Source organism: Actinoplanes sp. GCM10030250, from assembly GCF_042666575.1.
In the GTDB taxonomy this organism is placed as follows: domain Bacteria; phylum Actinomycetota; class Actinomycetes; order Mycobacteriales; family Micromonosporaceae; genus Actinoplanes.
In genome coordinates this window covers 381,077-396,615 of sequence record NZ_JBHTDO010000003.1, presented here as the reverse complement: position 1 = coordinate 396,615, position 15,539 = coordinate 381,077, and the positions used below count along the sequence as shown (strand labels likewise).

13 protein-coding genes are annotated in these 15,539 nt (G+C 71.7%); 5 read left to right on the top strand and 8 right to left on the bottom strand.

The window, feature by feature from the left end; all coding sequences use genetic code 11:
- Positions 1 to 15: 15 nt before the first annotated feature.
- The 5 genes from ACFQV6_RS07470 to ACFQV6_RS07450 are packed head-to-tail and all read right to left on the bottom strand — an operon-like array spanning position 16 to position 5,366.
- Positions 16 to 1,008 carry an acyl-CoA dehydrogenase family protein gene (locus tag ACFQV6_RS07470; RefSeq protein WP_378026595.1) on the bottom strand — a complete coding sequence of 331 codons (993 nt, stop codon included), beginning with the start codon at positions 1,006 to 1,008 and terminating at the stop codon, positions 16 to 18.
- Entirely contained in the window at positions 1,005 to 1,928 is a 924-nt protein-coding gene (locus ACFQV6_RS07465) for an acyl-CoA dehydrogenase family protein (protein ID WP_378026594.1), read from the bottom strand. The genes ACFQV6_RS07470 and ACFQV6_RS07465 overlap by 4 nt, the downstream gene beginning before the upstream one ends.
- Entirely contained in the window at positions 1,925 to 3,007 is a 1,083-nt protein-coding gene (locus tag ACFQV6_RS07460; RefSeq protein ID WP_378026593.1) for an acyl-CoA dehydrogenase family protein, read from the bottom strand. The genes ACFQV6_RS07465 and ACFQV6_RS07460 overlap by 4 nt, the downstream gene beginning before the upstream one ends.
- Positions 3,004 to 3,861, bottom strand: a complete 858-nt coding sequence (locus tag ACFQV6_RS07455; RefSeq protein ID WP_378026592.1) for an enoyl-CoA hydratase — start codon at positions 3,859 to 3,861, stop codon at positions 3,004 to 3,006. The genes ACFQV6_RS07460 and ACFQV6_RS07455 overlap by 4 nt, the downstream gene beginning before the upstream one ends.
- On the bottom strand, positions 3,858 to 5,366 hold the full coding sequence (locus ACFQV6_RS07450) for a FadD3 family acyl-CoA ligase (RefSeq protein WP_378026693.1): 1,509 nt from the start codon (positions 5,364 to 5,366) through the stop codon (positions 3,858 to 3,860). Before ACFQV6_RS07450 ends, ACFQV6_RS07455 begins: the two co-directional genes overlap by 4 nt.
- Positions 5,367 to 5,468: 102 nt before the next feature.
- Here ACFQV6_RS07450 and ACFQV6_RS07445 point away from each other — a divergent pair, with 102 nt between their 5' ends.
- From ACFQV6_RS07445 to ACFQV6_RS07430, 4 genes are all read left to right on the top strand, one after another.
- A complete protein-coding gene (locus ACFQV6_RS07445) occupies positions 5,469 to 6,722 on the top strand; it encodes an acyl-CoA dehydrogenase family protein (RefSeq protein ID WP_378026591.1) in 1,254 nt (417 codons plus the stop codon).
- Between the two features lie 92 nt (positions 6,723 to 6,814).
- On the top strand, positions 6,815 to 7,654 hold the full coding sequence (locus ACFQV6_RS07440; protein WP_378026590.1) for an SDR family oxidoreductase: 840 nt from the start codon (positions 6,815 to 6,817) through the stop codon (positions 7,652 to 7,654).
- 105 nt (positions 7,655 to 7,759) lie between these two features.
- Positions 7,760 to 8,812 (top strand): DUF3068 domain-containing protein, encoded by a 1,053-nt coding sequence (locus ACFQV6_RS07435; protein ID WP_378026589.1) that lies wholly within the window; start codon positions 7,760 to 7,762, stop codon positions 8,810 to 8,812.
- A 44-nt stretch (positions 8,813 to 8,856) separates the two neighbouring features.
- Positions 8,857 to 9,999 (top strand): glycosyltransferase family 4 protein, encoded by a 1,143-nt coding sequence (locus ACFQV6_RS07430; protein ID WP_378026588.1) that lies wholly within the window; start codon positions 8,857 to 8,859, stop codon positions 9,997 to 9,999.
- A 51-nt stretch (positions 10,000 to 10,050) separates the two neighbouring features.
- Here ACFQV6_RS07430 and ACFQV6_RS07425 read toward each other — a convergent pair whose 3' ends face one another.
- Together ACFQV6_RS07425 and ACFQV6_RS07420 are read right to left on the bottom strand one after the other, a co-directional pair.
- Positions 10,051 to 10,218 carry a hypothetical protein gene (locus ACFQV6_RS07425; RefSeq protein WP_378026587.1) on the bottom strand — a complete coding sequence of 56 codons (168 nt, stop codon included), beginning with the start codon at positions 10,216 to 10,218 and terminating at the stop codon, positions 10,051 to 10,053.
- 19 nt (positions 10,219 to 10,237) lie between these two features.
- Positions 10,238 to 11,353 (bottom strand): steroid 3-ketoacyl-CoA thiolase, encoded by a 1,116-nt coding sequence (locus ACFQV6_RS07420; protein ID WP_378026692.1) that lies wholly within the window; start codon positions 11,351 to 11,353, stop codon positions 10,238 to 10,240.
- 105 nt (positions 11,354 to 11,458) lie between these two features.
- On the opposite strand from ACFQV6_RS07420, the gene ACFQV6_RS07415 reads away from it, so the two are divergent.
- Positions 11,459 to 12,688, top strand: a complete 1,230-nt coding sequence (locus tag ACFQV6_RS07415) for a cytochrome P450 (protein WP_378026586.1) — start codon at positions 11,459 to 11,461, stop codon at positions 12,686 to 12,688.
- Positions 12,689 to 13,663: 975 nt separating this feature from the next.
- Here ACFQV6_RS07415 and ACFQV6_RS07410 read toward each other — a convergent pair.
- On the bottom strand, positions 13,664 to 15,538 hold the full coding sequence (locus ACFQV6_RS07410) for a S8 family serine peptidase (RefSeq protein WP_378026585.1): 1,875 nt from the start codon (positions 15,536 to 15,538) through the stop codon (positions 13,664 to 13,666).
- Between the last annotated feature and the right edge of the window lies 1 nt (position 15,539).

The following is a 15,539-nucleotide window of genomic DNA, read 5'->3' as shown; positions in this document are numbered from 1 at the left end:
TAAAGCCTCGATGCGTCAGGTGAGACCCGCGGCCGCGGCGAGACGCCCGACATGCCGGGAAGGAGAGCCGAACAGCCGGGACGAGGCGTACGCGCGGCGGAGGTAGAGATGGGCGTCGTGTTCCCAGGTGATGGCGATCCCGCCGTGCACCTGCACCATGTCGGCGGCTACCGCCTGGAACGTCTCCGAGCAGCAGACCTTCGCCACCGACGCCAGCCGGTACGCCTCCGGAGCGCCCGCCACCAGGGCTTCCGCGGCGGTCCACGACGCGGAGCGGGCGGCTTCCAGGCGTACGTGTGCTTCTGCAAGCCGGTGTTGCAGCACCTGGAACGAACCGATCGCCCGGCCGAACTGGAAGCGGGTCTTCGCATGATCGAGCGTCAGCTCGAGCGCGCGGCCCGCCGCACCGACCTGTTCCGCGCTGAGCGCCACGCACGCCACCGCCTCAAGATGCTGCCGCACGCCGGTGCCGAGCCGCCGGGCCCCGGCGCTCTCGAAGCGCACCGTGTGGAGCTGCCGGGTCAGATCCAGCGAGTTCTCCGCGTGCACCGCCGCGGCGCGGGCCTCCCACAGCGTGCCGCCGGCGTCCGCAACGAGGAAGACGTCCGCGACGTCGAGCACGTTGCCGGCCTCCCCGGCCGGACCGTCGTGGCCGGAGAAGGCGACCGTGACGACCCGTTCACCGGTGCAGATCCCGGGCAGCAGCCGCGCGCGGGCCTCCTCGTCATCGGCGTGCAGCAGCGCCTCGCCGGCGAGGACACAGCTGAGCATCGGGCCCGGCGTCAGGCCCCGGCCGAGTTCCTCGAGCACGACATGGGTTTCCAGAAGGCCGGCGCCGGCTCCGCCGTACCCCTGCGGTATCGCCAGACCGGCCACGCCGATCTCCTTGCAGAGCCGCGCCCAGAGCCCGGCGTCGTAACCGCCCGGCTCCTCGATCGCCGCCCGGGTGGCGTGCCCGGCCAGCAGACCGCGCACCGCCTCGCGCAGCGCTTCCCGCTCCTCGCTCACGGTGCCTCCTCCATCACCCGGGCGCGGTGCCGCGCCGCCGTTCCCCACGCGTTCCTCAGGACCTGCACCCTGGTCAGCCATCGGCCCAGCCCGTACTCCTGGGTGTAGCCGATCGCACCGTGCACCTGCAGCGCGGCCCGGCCGGCCAGGTGTGCGGCCGCACCGCAGGCCACCTTCGCCGCCGACACGTCGCGGGAGCTGCCGGTGACCGCGGCGGCGTGCAGCAGCGGCCGGGCGAACTCCAGGCCCACTGCCACGTCCGCCAGCCGGTGCTGCACCGCCTGGAAGGATCCGATCGGCCGGCCGAACTGGGTGCGCTCCCGGGCGTACCCGATGGTGGTCTCCAGAAGCGCGCGCCCCGCGCCGAGCAACTGCGCCGCACAGGCCAGCGCACCCGCGTCGATCGCGTCGCGCACCGCGGCGGCCGCCTCCGGTCCCTCGGCCAGGACGCTGCCGCGACCGATATCGGTCAGGCGCCGGGCCGGATCGATCGAGGGGTACGCAGGACCGGGCCGCCCGATCCGCACCGAGTCCTCCTCGGCCAGCAGCACCAGGCCCGCGCTCTCCACGTCGGGGGCGAGGGGCAGCCACGGCGGCGCCGCCAGCGTCGCGATCACCCGGCCGGCGGCCAGCTCCGGCAGCCATTTCTCGGCAAGCCCGCCGCCGATGCCCGCCAGCAGCGCCGGGGCTGCCGCCACCGATTCGGCCAGCGGCCCCGGCACCGCGTGGTGCCCCAACTCCTCGGCGACCACCACGAGATCGGCTGTCGTGCCGCCCAGCCCGCCCCACCGCTCCGGCACCATCAGACCGGTGACGCCCACCTCGGCCAGCGCCGGGATCGCCGCGCCGGGATCAGCGGAGAGCAGGTCGTGCACGCTCGCGGCGAAGGCGGCCTGTTCCGGCGACGGGGTGAGCCTCATCGCGTACCGGAGTCTCTCGGAAGCCCGAGTTCGCGCTGCGCGAGAATGCCGCGCTGGATCTCGTTGGTCCCCGCATAGATCGGCCCGGCCAGCGCGAACAGGTATCCGGCGGTCCAGGCCGGCTCGATCTCGGCGCGCGGACCCAGCACGTCGAGCGCGGTCTCGTGCAGGGTGACGTCCAGCTCGGACCAGAACAGCTTCGTCGCGCTGGGCGGCACCGGGGTGTCCAGCGAGGCGTACGCCTGCATCCGATAGGCCCGCGCCCCGATCCACGCGTCCGCCACCCGGTCGCGCAGGGCCTCGTCCGGATCCGATCGCCAGAGGGCGACCAGCCGCTCCGCCGCCGCCGTGAACCGGCCCGGACCGCGCAGGGTCAGCCCCCGCTCGTGACCGGCAGTGCTCATCGCCACCCGCCAGCCGTCCCCGGGCGTCCCGATCACGTCGGCGTCCGGCACGAAAACCTCGTCCAGGAAGATCTCCGCGAACCCGGCCGTGCCGTCCAGCTGCCGGATCGGCCGGACCGTGACCCCGTCGGCGCGCAGGCCGAACATCAGGTAGGTCAGGCCGCGATGCCGGGTCGCCGACGGGTCCGAGCGGAACAACCCGAACGCCCGGTCCGCGACCACCGCGCGGGAACTCCACGTCTTCTGGCCGGTGAGCAGCCAGCCGCCGTCCACGCGTACCGCCCGGGAGCGGAGGGCGGCCAGGTCGCTGCCGGCGTCCGGTTCCGACCAGGCTTGCGCCCACACCTCGTCGCCGCGGGCCATCGGCGGCAGGATCCGCGCGCACTGCTCCGGGGTGCCGTGCGCCAGCAGCGTCGGTGCCAGCAGGAACAGCCCGTTCTGGCCGATCCGGGTGGGTGCGCCGGCGGCGTGGTACTCCTCGTCGAACAGCAGCGCGTGCAGCGGGGGAGCGGCCCGTCCGCCGTACTCGACCGGCCACGACACCATCGCCAGCCGGGCCTCCGCGAGCCGGCGCTCCCACGCCCGGTCGGCCTCGGCGCCGGGAACGTTCGCGGCCAGCCACCCCCGCACCTCGTCACGGAACGCGATCGCTTCCGCGTCCAGGTCGAGGTTCACTGTGCGGCTTCTTTCGCCGCTCTTTTCATCGCTGCCGCGTCCAGACCACCAAGAGGATCGGCGCTGACTTCGGCGTTGTGGGAGTGTGCGACGTGGTGCAGGCCGAACACCGAGTCCATCCCGGAGCGCATCCCCATCTGGTCCTCGCACAGGTTCACCGCACGTTTCGCGAGGGCCAGGCCGAACGCCGGCATACCGGCGACCTTGCCGGCGAGGGCCAGCGTCGTACTCTCCAGCTCGTCGCGGGGCACGACCTTGTTGACCATGCCTATTTCGTACGCGCGACGCGCTCCGAACCTCTCGCCGGTGAACAGCACCTCCTTGGCGATCCGGGGCCCGAGCACCCACGGATGGGCGAAATACTCGACTCCCGGGATGCCCATCCGCAGCACCGGATCGGCGAAGAACGCGTCCTCGGCCGCCACGATCAGGTCGCACACCCAGGCCAGCATCAGCCCACCGGCGATGCACGCGCCCTGCACCATCGCGATCGCCGGTTTCGGCATCTCCCGCCACCGCCGGCACATCCCCAGGTAGACCTCCATCTCCCGGGCGTACCGCCGGTCGGCGCCCGCCCGCGGCGTGTGGTCCCACCACTGCACCGCCCGGCGGGGGAAGGACGTGTCGGCGTCCCGCTCCGGTGTACCGATGTCGTGGCCCGCGGAGAAGTGCTCGCCGGCGCCGGCGAGCACGATCACGGCGACGTCCTGGTCGTCGACGGCGCGGGTGAACGCGTCGTCGAGCGCGTAGGTCATCGCCGAGTTCTGCGCGTTGCGGTAGCGCGGCCGGTTCATGGTGACCAGCGCGACCGGGCCGCGCCGCTGGTACTCCACCTCGCCGCCGTCCTCTTTCACCGCGCCGGCCCCTCTTTCAGCAGGTACTTGACGACCTTGCCGGAGGCGTTGTGCGGCAGCTCGCGCCGCAGCTCCACGGTGCGCGGCACCTTGTACCCGGCGAGGTGCCGGCGGCAGAACTCGATCACCTCGATCACCGAGACACCGTGCCCGGGCCGCGGTACGACATACGCCTTGCCCACCTCACCGAGCCGCTTGTCGGGCACACCGACCACGGCCGCCTCACCGACACCGCGCAGCTCCGCGAGGATCCGTTCCACCTCGGCCGGGTAGACGTTGAAGCCGCCGCAGACATACATGTCCTTGAGCCGGTCGGTGATGATCAGGTTGCCCTGCTCGTCGAGCCGCCCCACGTCGCCGGTGTGCAGCCACCCGTCCTCGTCGATCGCGTCCGCTGTGGCGTCGGGGTCGTCCAGATAGCCCAGCATCACGTTCGGCCCGCGCAGCAGCACCTCACCGTCGTGCTCGCTGATCCGCACCTCGCACCCGGCCGCCGCCCGCCCGTTGGTGTGCGTCACGATCTCGGCGCTGTCACCCGGCCGGCACATCGTCGCCACGACCGCTTCGGTCAGCCCGTACGCCGTCAGCACCGTCGTGAACCCCAGATCGGACCGGATCCGCTCGACGAGAGTGGGTGGCACGGTCGCCGCCCCGGTCACCGCCAGCCGCAGCGACGACAGGTCGTGGGCGGCACGGTCGCGATGGTCGAGCAGGCTGATGTAGAGGGTCGGCGCCCCGGGCAGCACGGTGATCCGCTCCGCCTCGATCAGCTCCAGGGCCCGGCGGGCGTCGAAGACCGGCATCGGCACCACGGTGGCCCCGCTGAGCAGGCAGGCCAGGATGCCGGCCTTGAGCCCGAAACTGTGGAAGAACGGGTTCACCACCAGATAGCGGTCGTCCGGCCCCAGCCCGCCGATCTCCGCCCACGCACCGGCCACGCCGAGCGCCTGCCGGTGCGCGCTCATCGCGCCCTTGCTGCGCCCGGTCGTGCCCGAGGTGAACAGGATGTCGCTGACGTCGTCCGGCCGGACCGCGTCCGCGCGGGCATCCGCCTCCTCGACCGGTACCTCACCGGCCCGGTGCAGGAACGCCGCCCACTCCGGCAGCCGCACCACCAGGTCGGGCAGCGGCGTGTCGGTCGCGGCCAGCTCGGCGAGACGGTCCCGGCCCACGAACGGCCCGGTGACGATCAGCGCGCGGGCGCCGCTGCGGCCGATCACGTCGGCCGCCTCGGCACCCCGGTAGCGGGTGTTGACCGGCACCAGCGTGGCGCCCGCATAGCTCGCACCGAGCGCGGCGAACAGCCACTGCGCGGTATTCGGCGCCCAGATGGCGACCCGGTCGCCCGGCCTGATCCCGGACGCGAGAAACGCCCTGGCCACCGTGCGGACCTCGTCGAGGAGCCCGGCAAAGCTCCATCGGCCCGCACCCGGTTCCACCAGCGCCGTCGCGGCGCCGAACCGCTGCGCCGCCCGCCTCACCGCCGCCGGGATGGTCTCGTCCATCCGGGCCTCCATCCGGGTTTTCATCCGGCTTGCTTCCGGGTGGGCTTCCCGGGCCTGCATCCGGTTTTCCGGTGTTTACCAAGCAAGTGCTTGGTCGGTAGGGTGAGAGTACGCGTGATCCGGGAGGTGGCGCCAGTGGCCGACGACGAGGCGTTCCGTGTCCAGGCGTTCGGTGTCCAGGCGTTCCGTGTCGAGGCGTCTGGTGTCGAGGCGTCTGGTGTCGAGGCGTTCCGTGTCGAGGTGCGGGACTGGCTCGCCGCCAACCTCACCGACGAGGTGCGCGGCGCCGGTGGCCCCGGCCGCGAGAACGAGGCCTTCCCGCAGCGCCTGGCCTTCGCCCGGCGCCTGGCGGCCGCCGGATGGAGCACCCTGGCCTGGCCGGTGGCGCACGGTGGGCGCGGCGCGTCACTCAGCCGGCAGGTGATCTTTCACGAGGAGTACGCGAGAGCCGGCGCCCCCAGCCGGGTGGACCACATCGGCACCACCATGGTCGGGCCGACGCTCATGGACCACGGCAGTGCCGCCCAGTGCGCCCGGTTCCTGCCCGGCATCGCCGCCGTGGACGAGCTGTGGTGCCAGGGCTACTCCGAACCCGGTGCCGGCTCCGACCTGGCCGGCGTCACCACCCGCGCCCGCCTCGACGGCGACGAGTGGGTGCTGACCGGGCAGAAGGTGTGGACGTCGCTGGCACACGTCGCCGACTGGTGTTTCGTCCTCGCCCGCACGTCACCCGTCGTCGAGGGCGAGCCCCGCCACCGCGGCCTCTCCTATCTACTGGTCCCGATGCGGCAGCCCGGCGTGACGGTCCGCCCCATCCGGCAGCTGACCGGCGACAGCGAGTTCAACGAGGTCTTCTTCGACGAGGCACGCACCGCCCATGATCTGGTGGTCGGCCGGCCCGGCGACGGCTGGAAGGTGGCCATGGCGACGCTCGCCTACGAGCGCGGCGCCGCCACCGTCGGCCAGCAGGTCGGATTCCAGCGCGACCTCGACGACCTGGTCGCCCTGGCCCGCCGCAACGGCGCGGCCGGCGAGCCGGCCCTGCGGGAACGCCTGACCCGCGCCTGGATCGACCTGACGGTGCTGCGCTCGCACACCCTGCGCAGCCTGGCCGCCCCCCAGCCGCCGCCCGGCAACCCGTCGGTGGTCAAGCTGCTCTGGACCCGCTGGCGCCAAGGCCTCGGTGAGCTGGCGATGGACGTCCTGGAAGCGGGCGCGAGCCCCGAGGAGGCCGAGCGCTGGCAACGCTTCTTTCTCTTCAGTCGCGCCGACACCATCTACGGCGGCTCCAACGAGATCCAGCGCGGGATCGTCGCCGAACGCGTGCTCGGCCTTCCTCGCCAGGACCGCCGGTGAGCGATCCGCCCGTGGCCGCCTCCGGCCCTCCTCCAACTGCCGCGTCCATTCCCGCTTCCGGCTCGCCTGTGGGCGCCGCTTCCGGCTCGCCTATGGGCTCCGCTTCCCCGGCGGCGTCGGCGCCGCCACCGCCGGGTCTGCTGGTTCCGGGCGGGTCCGGCCCTCGGCCGCCGGCCGGGCGTGGCCTGCTGTCCGGGAAGGTCGTGGTAGTCACCGCGGCGGCCGGTGCCGGGATCGGCTCGGCGGTCGCCCGGCGCTGCCTGGACGAGGGCGCCCGGGTGGTCCTCGGTGACAGCCACGAGCGCCGGCTCGGTGAGATCCGGGACCGCCTCTCCGACGCCTACCCGGCCCGGGTGTGGACGATCCCCTGCGACGTCACCGACGAGGGCGACGTGCGACGGCTGACCGACGGCGCCGTCGACCGCTACGGGCGCCTCGACGTTCTGGTCAACAACGCCGGCCTCGGCGGCGACCGCCAGGTCACCGAGATGACCGACGACGAGTGGTCCCGCGTTCTGGACGTCACGCTGACCGGCACCTTCCGCTGCACCCGCGCGGCCCTGCGCCACATGATCGCCCAGGGCGGCGGGGGAGCGGTGGTGAACAACGCCTCCGTGCTCGGCTGGCGGGCCCAGGCCGGTCAGGCCCACTACGCGGCGGCCAAGGCGGGCGTCATGGCCTTCACCCGGTGCACCGCCCTGGAAATGGCCCCGCACGGCATCCGCGTCAACGCGGTCGCACCGAGCCTCGCCGCCCACCCGTTCCTGAACAGAGTGATCGGCGATGACGAACTGGCCGACCTGGCCGGCCGCGAGGCATTCGGCCGGGCTGCCCACCCGTGGGAGGTCGCCACCGTGGTCGCCTTCCTGGCCAGCGACTACGCCTCCTACCTCACCGGTGAAGTCATCTCGGTGAGCAGCCAGCATCCCTGACGGGGGCGGGTTCGTGAAAGCCGCCGCATCCTGCGAAACCGCAGGGGTTTCCATCTATGTTACGGGGCAGTAGATTGTAACGCGTTCTACTTTGTGGAGGACGCGATGAAGCGGCGGATCACAGGTGCGGCCCTCTTCGGGCTGGGATTGCTCTGCCTGCTCCTGGCGGGCGCGCTTGTCTGGGTGATCGTTCCCTCCCAGCGGAAGGTGCCGCTCGACCTGGTGCCGCCCGATGTCACCGTCGAGGGGCAGAATGCCTCGTTCGTGCAGGCCAAGCAGCTGCCCGACGGTTCGCTGCAGGTGGTCGTGGAGAACGCCGGACTGCGCTCGCGCACCGGCATCAAGCCCGACTTCGAGGCCGCCGCGGGCCTCACCGGTGACCTCGCCGACAACACGTTGATCTGGAACGTGTACCACGCGACCGACCGGGCCGACACCGGCGAGGCGATCAACCGGTCGGAGAGCCGGATCGCGCTCGACCGGGTCTCCGGTGCGGCCGTGCCGTGGGAGGGGCAGTGCCACAACGAGACGAAGGAGGACCCGTCTCAGAACATCGCCTGTGTCCCGGGCAACGTGCAGTTCGAGGGCCAGCTCTACCTCTTCCCGTTCGGCACCCAGAAGACCACGTATCAATACTGGGATTCGTCCCTGCACCACGCGCTGCCGATGGAGTACCAGGCCGAGGAGGAGTTCAACAACATCCCGGCGTACCGGTTCGTGCAGCAGGTGCCGCAGCAGGTGGTCGACATGAACCCGCAGCAGCTGAGCGCCCTGCTCGGCTTCCTGGCACCCGGCGCGACCACCGGCACGGTCAACTACCAGGCCAACCGGACGCTGTGGGTGGAACCGCAGACCGGGGCCATCGTCGGCTACCGCGAGCAGCAGCGCCGCGAGCTGGTGCCGAACTCCGGCAGCCCGGTGGTCATCTTCGACGCCGACCTGCAGTACGACCAGGCCACCCTGGACGTTGTCGGTGAGCAGGCGTCGAACGGCCGCAGCCAGCTGCTGCTGCTCGGCCGGTACCTGCCGATCGGCCTGGTCGTCCTCGGGATCGCCCTGCTGGTGGCCGGTTTCCTGATAGCGCGCCGCAACCGCCCGCGCCGCGAGAGCGCACCAGCCCACGCCAAGCCGGAGCCCACGCCGGTGCCGCAGCACTGAGCCGCGCCATGGCACTGAGCCGCACCGTGGGACGAGGCCGCGTCGTGGGACGGGGGCGCACCGCGGGCCCCCACCACATCGTCTTCCTCAACTGGCGCGACACCCGTAACCCCGAGGGTGGCGGGTCCGAGATCTACACCGAGCGGGTCGCCGCCGAACTGATCCGGCGCGGTCACCGGGTGACGCTGTTCTGTGCGGCGCACGACGACGCCCCGGCCGACGAGACGCTGCCCTCCGGTGTGCGCGTGATGCGCCGCGGCAACCGGCACACCGTCTATCTGCGGGCGGCGCTGGCGTACCTGACCGGGCGTCTCGGCCGCACCGACGTGCTCGTGGACGTGTGCAACGGTGTGCCGTTCCTGTCGCCGCTCTACGCACGCTGTCCCACCGTCGTCGTGGTCCACCACGTGCACCGTGAGCAGTGGCGGGTGGTGCTGGGCCCGGTGTGCGGCCGGATCGGCTGGTGGCTGGAGTCCGTTGCGGGACCCCGGGTCTACCGTCGCTCCCGGTACGTCACCGTCTCCTCCGCCACCCGTGACGAGCTGGCCGGCCTCGGTGTCGAACCGGAGCGCGTGACGATCATCCACAACGGATTGACCCGAGCGGGGGGAGAGCCGGTCGCGCGTACGCCGTACCCCTGCCTGGTCGTTCTCGGACGTCTGGTCCCGCACAAGCGGGTGGAGCTCGCCCTGCGTGCCCTGGTGGCGCTGCCGGAGGCGCGCCTGATCGTCGCGGGCCGGGGCTGGTGGGAGGCGCGGCTGCGGCAGCTGGCCTCGGAGCTGGGGGTGTCGGAGCGCACCGTGTTCACCGGTTTTGTCACCGAGCGCGAGAAGTACCGGCTGCTCGCCTCCTGCTGGGTGGTGCTGGTGCCGTCGCTCAAGGAGGGCTGGGGGTTGACGATCATGGAGGCCGGCGCGTGCGGCACACCGGCGGTCGCCTTCCGGGAGGCCGGCGGTGTGCGCGACGCGATCCTCGACGGGCACACCGGTCTGCTCGCCGACGACTTCGACGACCTGGTGGCGCACACCGGCAGGCTGCTCGCCGACCACGGCCTGCGACGGCGGATGGGTGCCGAGGCTCGTGCCTACGCCTCGGGTTTCACCTGGCCAGGGGCGGGCCGCCGGATGGCTCACGTGATCCGTGAGGTGCTCGGCGGCGTGCCGGCCGACCGCCAGCGGGTGCCGTAGCGGCGTGCCCGCCGACCGTCAGCGGTGCCTTAGCGGCGTGCCCGCCGACCGTCAGCGGGTGCCGTAGAAGTCCGGCGGCACGTTCGGGTCGTCGCCGGAGGTGTTGCTCGCCACCTCGCTGGCGCTCGGGTTGACCGCAGCCATGACCGCGGTGACACCGATGATCGCGAGCACGATGGCAACCACCGAGCTCAGCACCAGGGTTCTCAACTCGCCCATCCGACTCTCTCCTTGAGGCTCAGAGGCGTTCGATGATGGTCGCGGTGGACATCGCGCCGCCCGCGCACATCGTGATCAGTGCGGTGGAGTTGTCCGAACGTTCCAGTTCGTGCAGTGCGGTGGTGATCAGCCGGGCACCGGTGCTGCCGACCGGATGACCCAGCGCGATCGCCCCGCCGTTCACGTTGACCCGGTCCGGATCCGCCCGGTGGAGGCCCTGCCAGGAGAGCACCACGCTGGCGAACGCCTCGTTCACCTCGAACAGGTCCAGGTCGTCGATCTTCATCCCGGCCCGGGTCAGGACCCGCTCGGTGGCGGTCACCGGGCCGTCCAGGTGAAAGTACGGCTCGGCTCCCACCAGACACTGTGCCACAATCCGGGCACGAGGGCGATGGCCGAGCTGCCGAGCTTGATCGACATCCATCAACAGGATCGCGGCGGCGCCGTCGGAGATCTGCGACGAGGTGCCCGCGGTGTGCCGGCCGTCCGGCAGCACCGGGCGCAGCCGCGACAGCCCGCCGAGCGTCGTCTCCCGCAGGCCCTGGTCGCGACCGACGCCCGCGACCGGCGTGACCTCCCGGTCGAACCGGCCCTCCGCCCAGGCCCGTGCCGCGTTCGCCTGGGAGCGCACCCCGAGCCGGTCCAGATCCTCGCGGCTCAGCCCGCGCCGCTCCGCGATCCGTTCCGCCGCCACGAACTGATTCGGCAGATCGATGTCCCACGAGTCGGGCCGTGGCACGCCGGCGGTGCCCAGGTTGGCACGCAATGGCACCCGGCTCATCGACTCCACCCCGCAGGCGACGCCGACGGCGATCGCATCCGCCGCGATCAGACCCGCGATCAGGTGGGCGGCCTGCTGCGCGGAGCCGCATTGCGCATCGATGGTGGTGCAACCGATGCGGTACGGGAGACCCGCGTGCAACCACGCCGTACGAGTGATGTTGTTCGACTGCTCCCCGCCCTGCGTGACGCAGCCGCCGATGACCTGCTCCACCGAGGCCGGATCCACAGCACCGCGGGCGAGCAGCGCGCGCTGTGCCGCGCCGAGCAGTTCGGCCGCGTGCAGGCCGGACAGCCACCCGTCACGGCGCCCGATCGGAGTGCGAACCGCATCGACGATCACCGGCACGCCCACGCGACCACCCACTCCTGCAAATAGAACGTGTTCTCGTATCGAACCTACCATCGGCAACGGGCATCGTGTATGAACGCGGTAGAACCTGTTGCCGTAGGAGGAGCCGTGGCCGAGCCCCGCACCCGTGTCGACTTCACCGATCCGGAGATCTACGTCCACGGCATTCCGCACGCCGACTTCGCCGAGCTGCGCCGGAGCTCACCGGTCTGCTGGATCCCACAGGAGCGGGGGAGCGCCGGCTTCGACGACGAGGGCTACTGGGCGGTGACCAAACACGCCGACGTGATGGCGGTGTCCCGCGACAGCGAGACGTTCTCCAGCCGGGAGAACACCGCGATCGTACGGTTCCAGGCCGGCATGCCCCGCGAGCGCATCGAGATGCAGCAGCTGGTCCTGCTCAACATGGACCCGCCGCAGCACACCAAGCAGCGCGCCATCGTGTCCCGCGGCTTCACCCCGCGCGCCATCAACAACCTGCGGGCCACGCTGACCGCCCGCGCCGCCCGCATCGTCGAGTCGGCCCGGGAACGCGGCGACGCCGGCGACTTCGTCACGGAGATCGCCTGCGAGTTGCCGCTGCAGGCCATCGCCGAGCTGATCGGCGTACCGCAGGACGACCGCCGCAACGTCTTCGACTGGTCCAACTCCATGATCGGTTACGACGACCCGGAGTACGCCGGCGTTCAAGACCCGATGGAATCGGCGATGGAGCTGCTCGGCTACGCGATGCAGATGGCCGACGACAGGCAGACCTGCCCCCGCGACGACATCGTGTCCACACTGGTCAAAGCGGAGATCGACGGGGAGCACCTGTCCACCGACGAGTTCGGCTTCTTCGTACTGATGCTCGCCGTCGCCGGTAACGAAACCACCCGCAACGCCATCTCGCACGGCATGCTGGCCCTGCTCGAACACCCCGACCAGTGGGAGCTGTTCAAGTCCTCACGCCCGCGCACGGCCGTCGACGAGATGGTCCGCTGGGGCACACCGGTGAACGCCTTCCAGCGCACCGCCACCCGCGACACCGAACTCGGCGGCCAGGCGATCAAGGCCGGCCAGCGGGTCGCCATGTTCTACGGCTCCGCCAACTACGACGAGGACGTCTTCACCGACCCGCAGTCCTTCAACATCCTGCGAAGCCCCAACCCCCACCTCGGCTTCGGCGGCAGCGGCGCCCACTTCTGCCTCGGCGCCAACCTCGCCCGCCTCGAAATCGACCTCATCTTCAACGCCATAGCCGACCTCGCCCCCGCCATCTCCCTCGCCGGCGCCCCCCAACGCCTACGCTCCGGCTGGCTGAACGGCATAAAACACCTCCCCGTCCACTACAACTAACAACCCCACCCCCTCCGCGCCCCCTCCGCGATCTTGTGCACCTGCACGAAACGGTCCACCGCTGGTCCTCAAGATCTGCCGACGGGGCGGCGGGCGGCGGGCGGCCGGCGGCCGGGCGGCAGGCGAGCGGTGGGGCTGTGGAGCGCTCCGCGATGTTGTGGAGCTGCGCGAAACGGTGCGCCGTAAGTCCTCAAGATCTGCCGACGGGCCGACGGGCCGACGGGCCGACGGGCCGACGGGCCGGCGGGCCGCAGGCGACGGGGCGACGGGGCGACTGGCCGACGGGCGGCAAGCGAGCGGTGGGCTGTGGGGCGCCCCGTGATGTTGTGGAGCTGCGCGAAACGGTGCGCCGTAAGTCCTCAAGATCTGCCGACGGGCCGACGGGCCGACGGGCCGACGGGCGGCGGGCCGACGGGCGGCGGGCCGACGGCCGACGGGCGGCGGGCCGCAGGCGACGGGGCGACGGGGCGACTGGCGGCAAGCGAGCGGTGGGCTGTGGGGCGCCCCGTGATGTTGTGGAGCTGCGCGAAACGGTGCGCCGTAAGTCCTCAAGATCTGCATCTGCCGGCTGACTGGGCTCGACTGTCAAGCGAGCACCGAGTCCGGCGTACAAAGCCGCGCACGCTGGAGTTGAACGCGCGCTCACCCACCCTGTCGAGTCCGCTGTCCCGCTAGTCGCGGCATCCACAGCGACCAGGCAAGGTTTTGGGGCAGGGATGGTCCATGCAGGGATCAAGCCTGACCGCCCTGCATGGCCATCCCTGCCCCAAAACCGTCCCAGCTCGCGGAAAGCGCGCCGCCTCGGAAGGCCAACGGCGGAGTGCGCGGCGGCGGAGGGGCGCGGCGCGCCGCGGAGGAAGGACGCGGCGCCGCGGTGGAGGGCGGCACGCAGTGGAGGGCGGCACGGCGGCGGCGCCGGGGAAGGGAGCGGGCGCGGAGGAGCGGCCCGGCGAAACCGGGCCGCTCCGGGAGAACTCAGCGCTTCCAGTTACGGGTGACGGTCTTGGTGTTACCCACCTTGTCGACCGCTCGCAGTTGGACCTTGAGCTTCTTCGCGTACTTGCTGACCTTCAGCTTGAACGCGTAGCCCGCCTTGTAATCCCGAGCCACCACCTTGCCGTTGACCAGCAACTCCACCCGCGCGATCCCGCTGGCATCACCGGCACCCGCCTTGATCGTGACCGTACCCTTAACTTTCGCCTTGTTCTTCGGCGCCTTGCTGAACGAAACCCCAGGCGCCTTGTTGTCAGCGATCATGTATCGGGTGTAGTCAGCCCAGTTCCCCGCCCGATCCACGGCCCGCACCACGAACCGGACCGACCCGTTGGACTTGCCGCTGTTGTAACGCACCGCGTACGGCGCCGAGTAGTCCCGCCCCACGTACCGCCCGTTGGCCCAGAGCTCCACGTGGCTGACTCCCGAGCCCGCGTCCGACACCCCGGTAGCGGTCACCGTGACCGCTCCGCGGAACCGGGCACCGTGCCCCGGACTCGCCCCGGTCACGCGCGGGTTGCTCGCGTCCGTCGAGTTGACCGCCTGCGCCGCCCGGATCTCGCCCCACTGGGTGAAGTCCCCGGTCGGTGTCGCTTTCGCCGTGCGGGTGAGGCTGTAGAGCAGTGCCGCGTTGCGAGCTCCCGGCTGCCTCGACTTCATCAGGGCCAGGGTCCCCGACACCAGCGGTGTCGCGGCCGAGGTGCCACAGAAATAGTCGTAGCCGGCGGTGGCGAGGTCGAGCGCGTACGTGCACCAGGGCGCCGCCACGTCCACCCAGTCCGGCCCGTAGTTGGAGCCGTAGAAGGTGCCGCTCCCCGGGTCGTAGCCGACGAACCAGTCGCTGCTGGTGTCGGTGCCGCCGACCGCCACGACCCCGTTGTACGCCGCCGGATAGTGCTTGCTGCCGACCGCCTCGTTGCCCGCGGCCGCGACGACGATGGCGCCCCGGGACTGCGCGTACGCCACAGCGTCGGCCTGGACGGTGTTGCTGCCATACCCGCCGAGTGACGCGTTGATGATTTTCGCACCCTGGTCGGCGGCCCAGACGATGCCCGCCGCCGTAGTGGTGGAGTGGCCACTGCCTTCCGAGTTCAGCACCTTCACCGGCAGGATCTTGCAGGACCAGCAGACGCCCGCAATGCCCGCGCCGTTGTTGCCCCGCGCCGCGATCAGCGAGGAGACCGCGGTGCCGTGGCCATGGTCGTCGGAGGCGTCGTAGTCGTCGTTGACCAGGTCCCGGCCGTCCAGGACCGCCCCGGCCAGGTCGCCGATCTCGCTGACCCCGGTGTCGACGACGGCGACGGTGATCTCCGAGCCGGTGGTGGTGTCCCACGCCTGCGGCACGGTGATCTGCGGAAGCTCGGTCTGGTCCGGGTAGAACGGGTCGTTCGGGTCGACGGCGGCCCGCATGACCGCGTCCTCCTCGACGTAGGCGACCGCGGTGTCGGACCGCAGCTCGGCCGCGACGGCCGTGCTGTTCGCGCGGGGCACCGTCACCGTCCGGGCGCCGAGTTTCGCCAGCTGCGCGCTCGCGGTGCCGTTAACCCCCGCGCCGCGCAGGCTGTTCACCCCCGCGCCGCGCAGGCTGTTCGCCGCCGCGCTCGTGGTCACGCCGTCCTTGAAGCCCACCACCAGGCGAACCGTGTCGCCCGCGAGCGCCTGCGTGCCGCGGGTGGCCTCTCCGGCCGCGGCTTCCCGGCTGCCGGGTGCGGCTTTCGTCCCGCCGGCGGCAGCCACCTGGCGCTTGCGGGCGTCGATGTCGTTACCGTCGCGGGCCTGCGCCGGCCCCGGAACAGCGGCGAGTGACACCACCAGGGCCGAACTGAGCACCCCGGCGGCATAGTTGATTCTGCGCAAG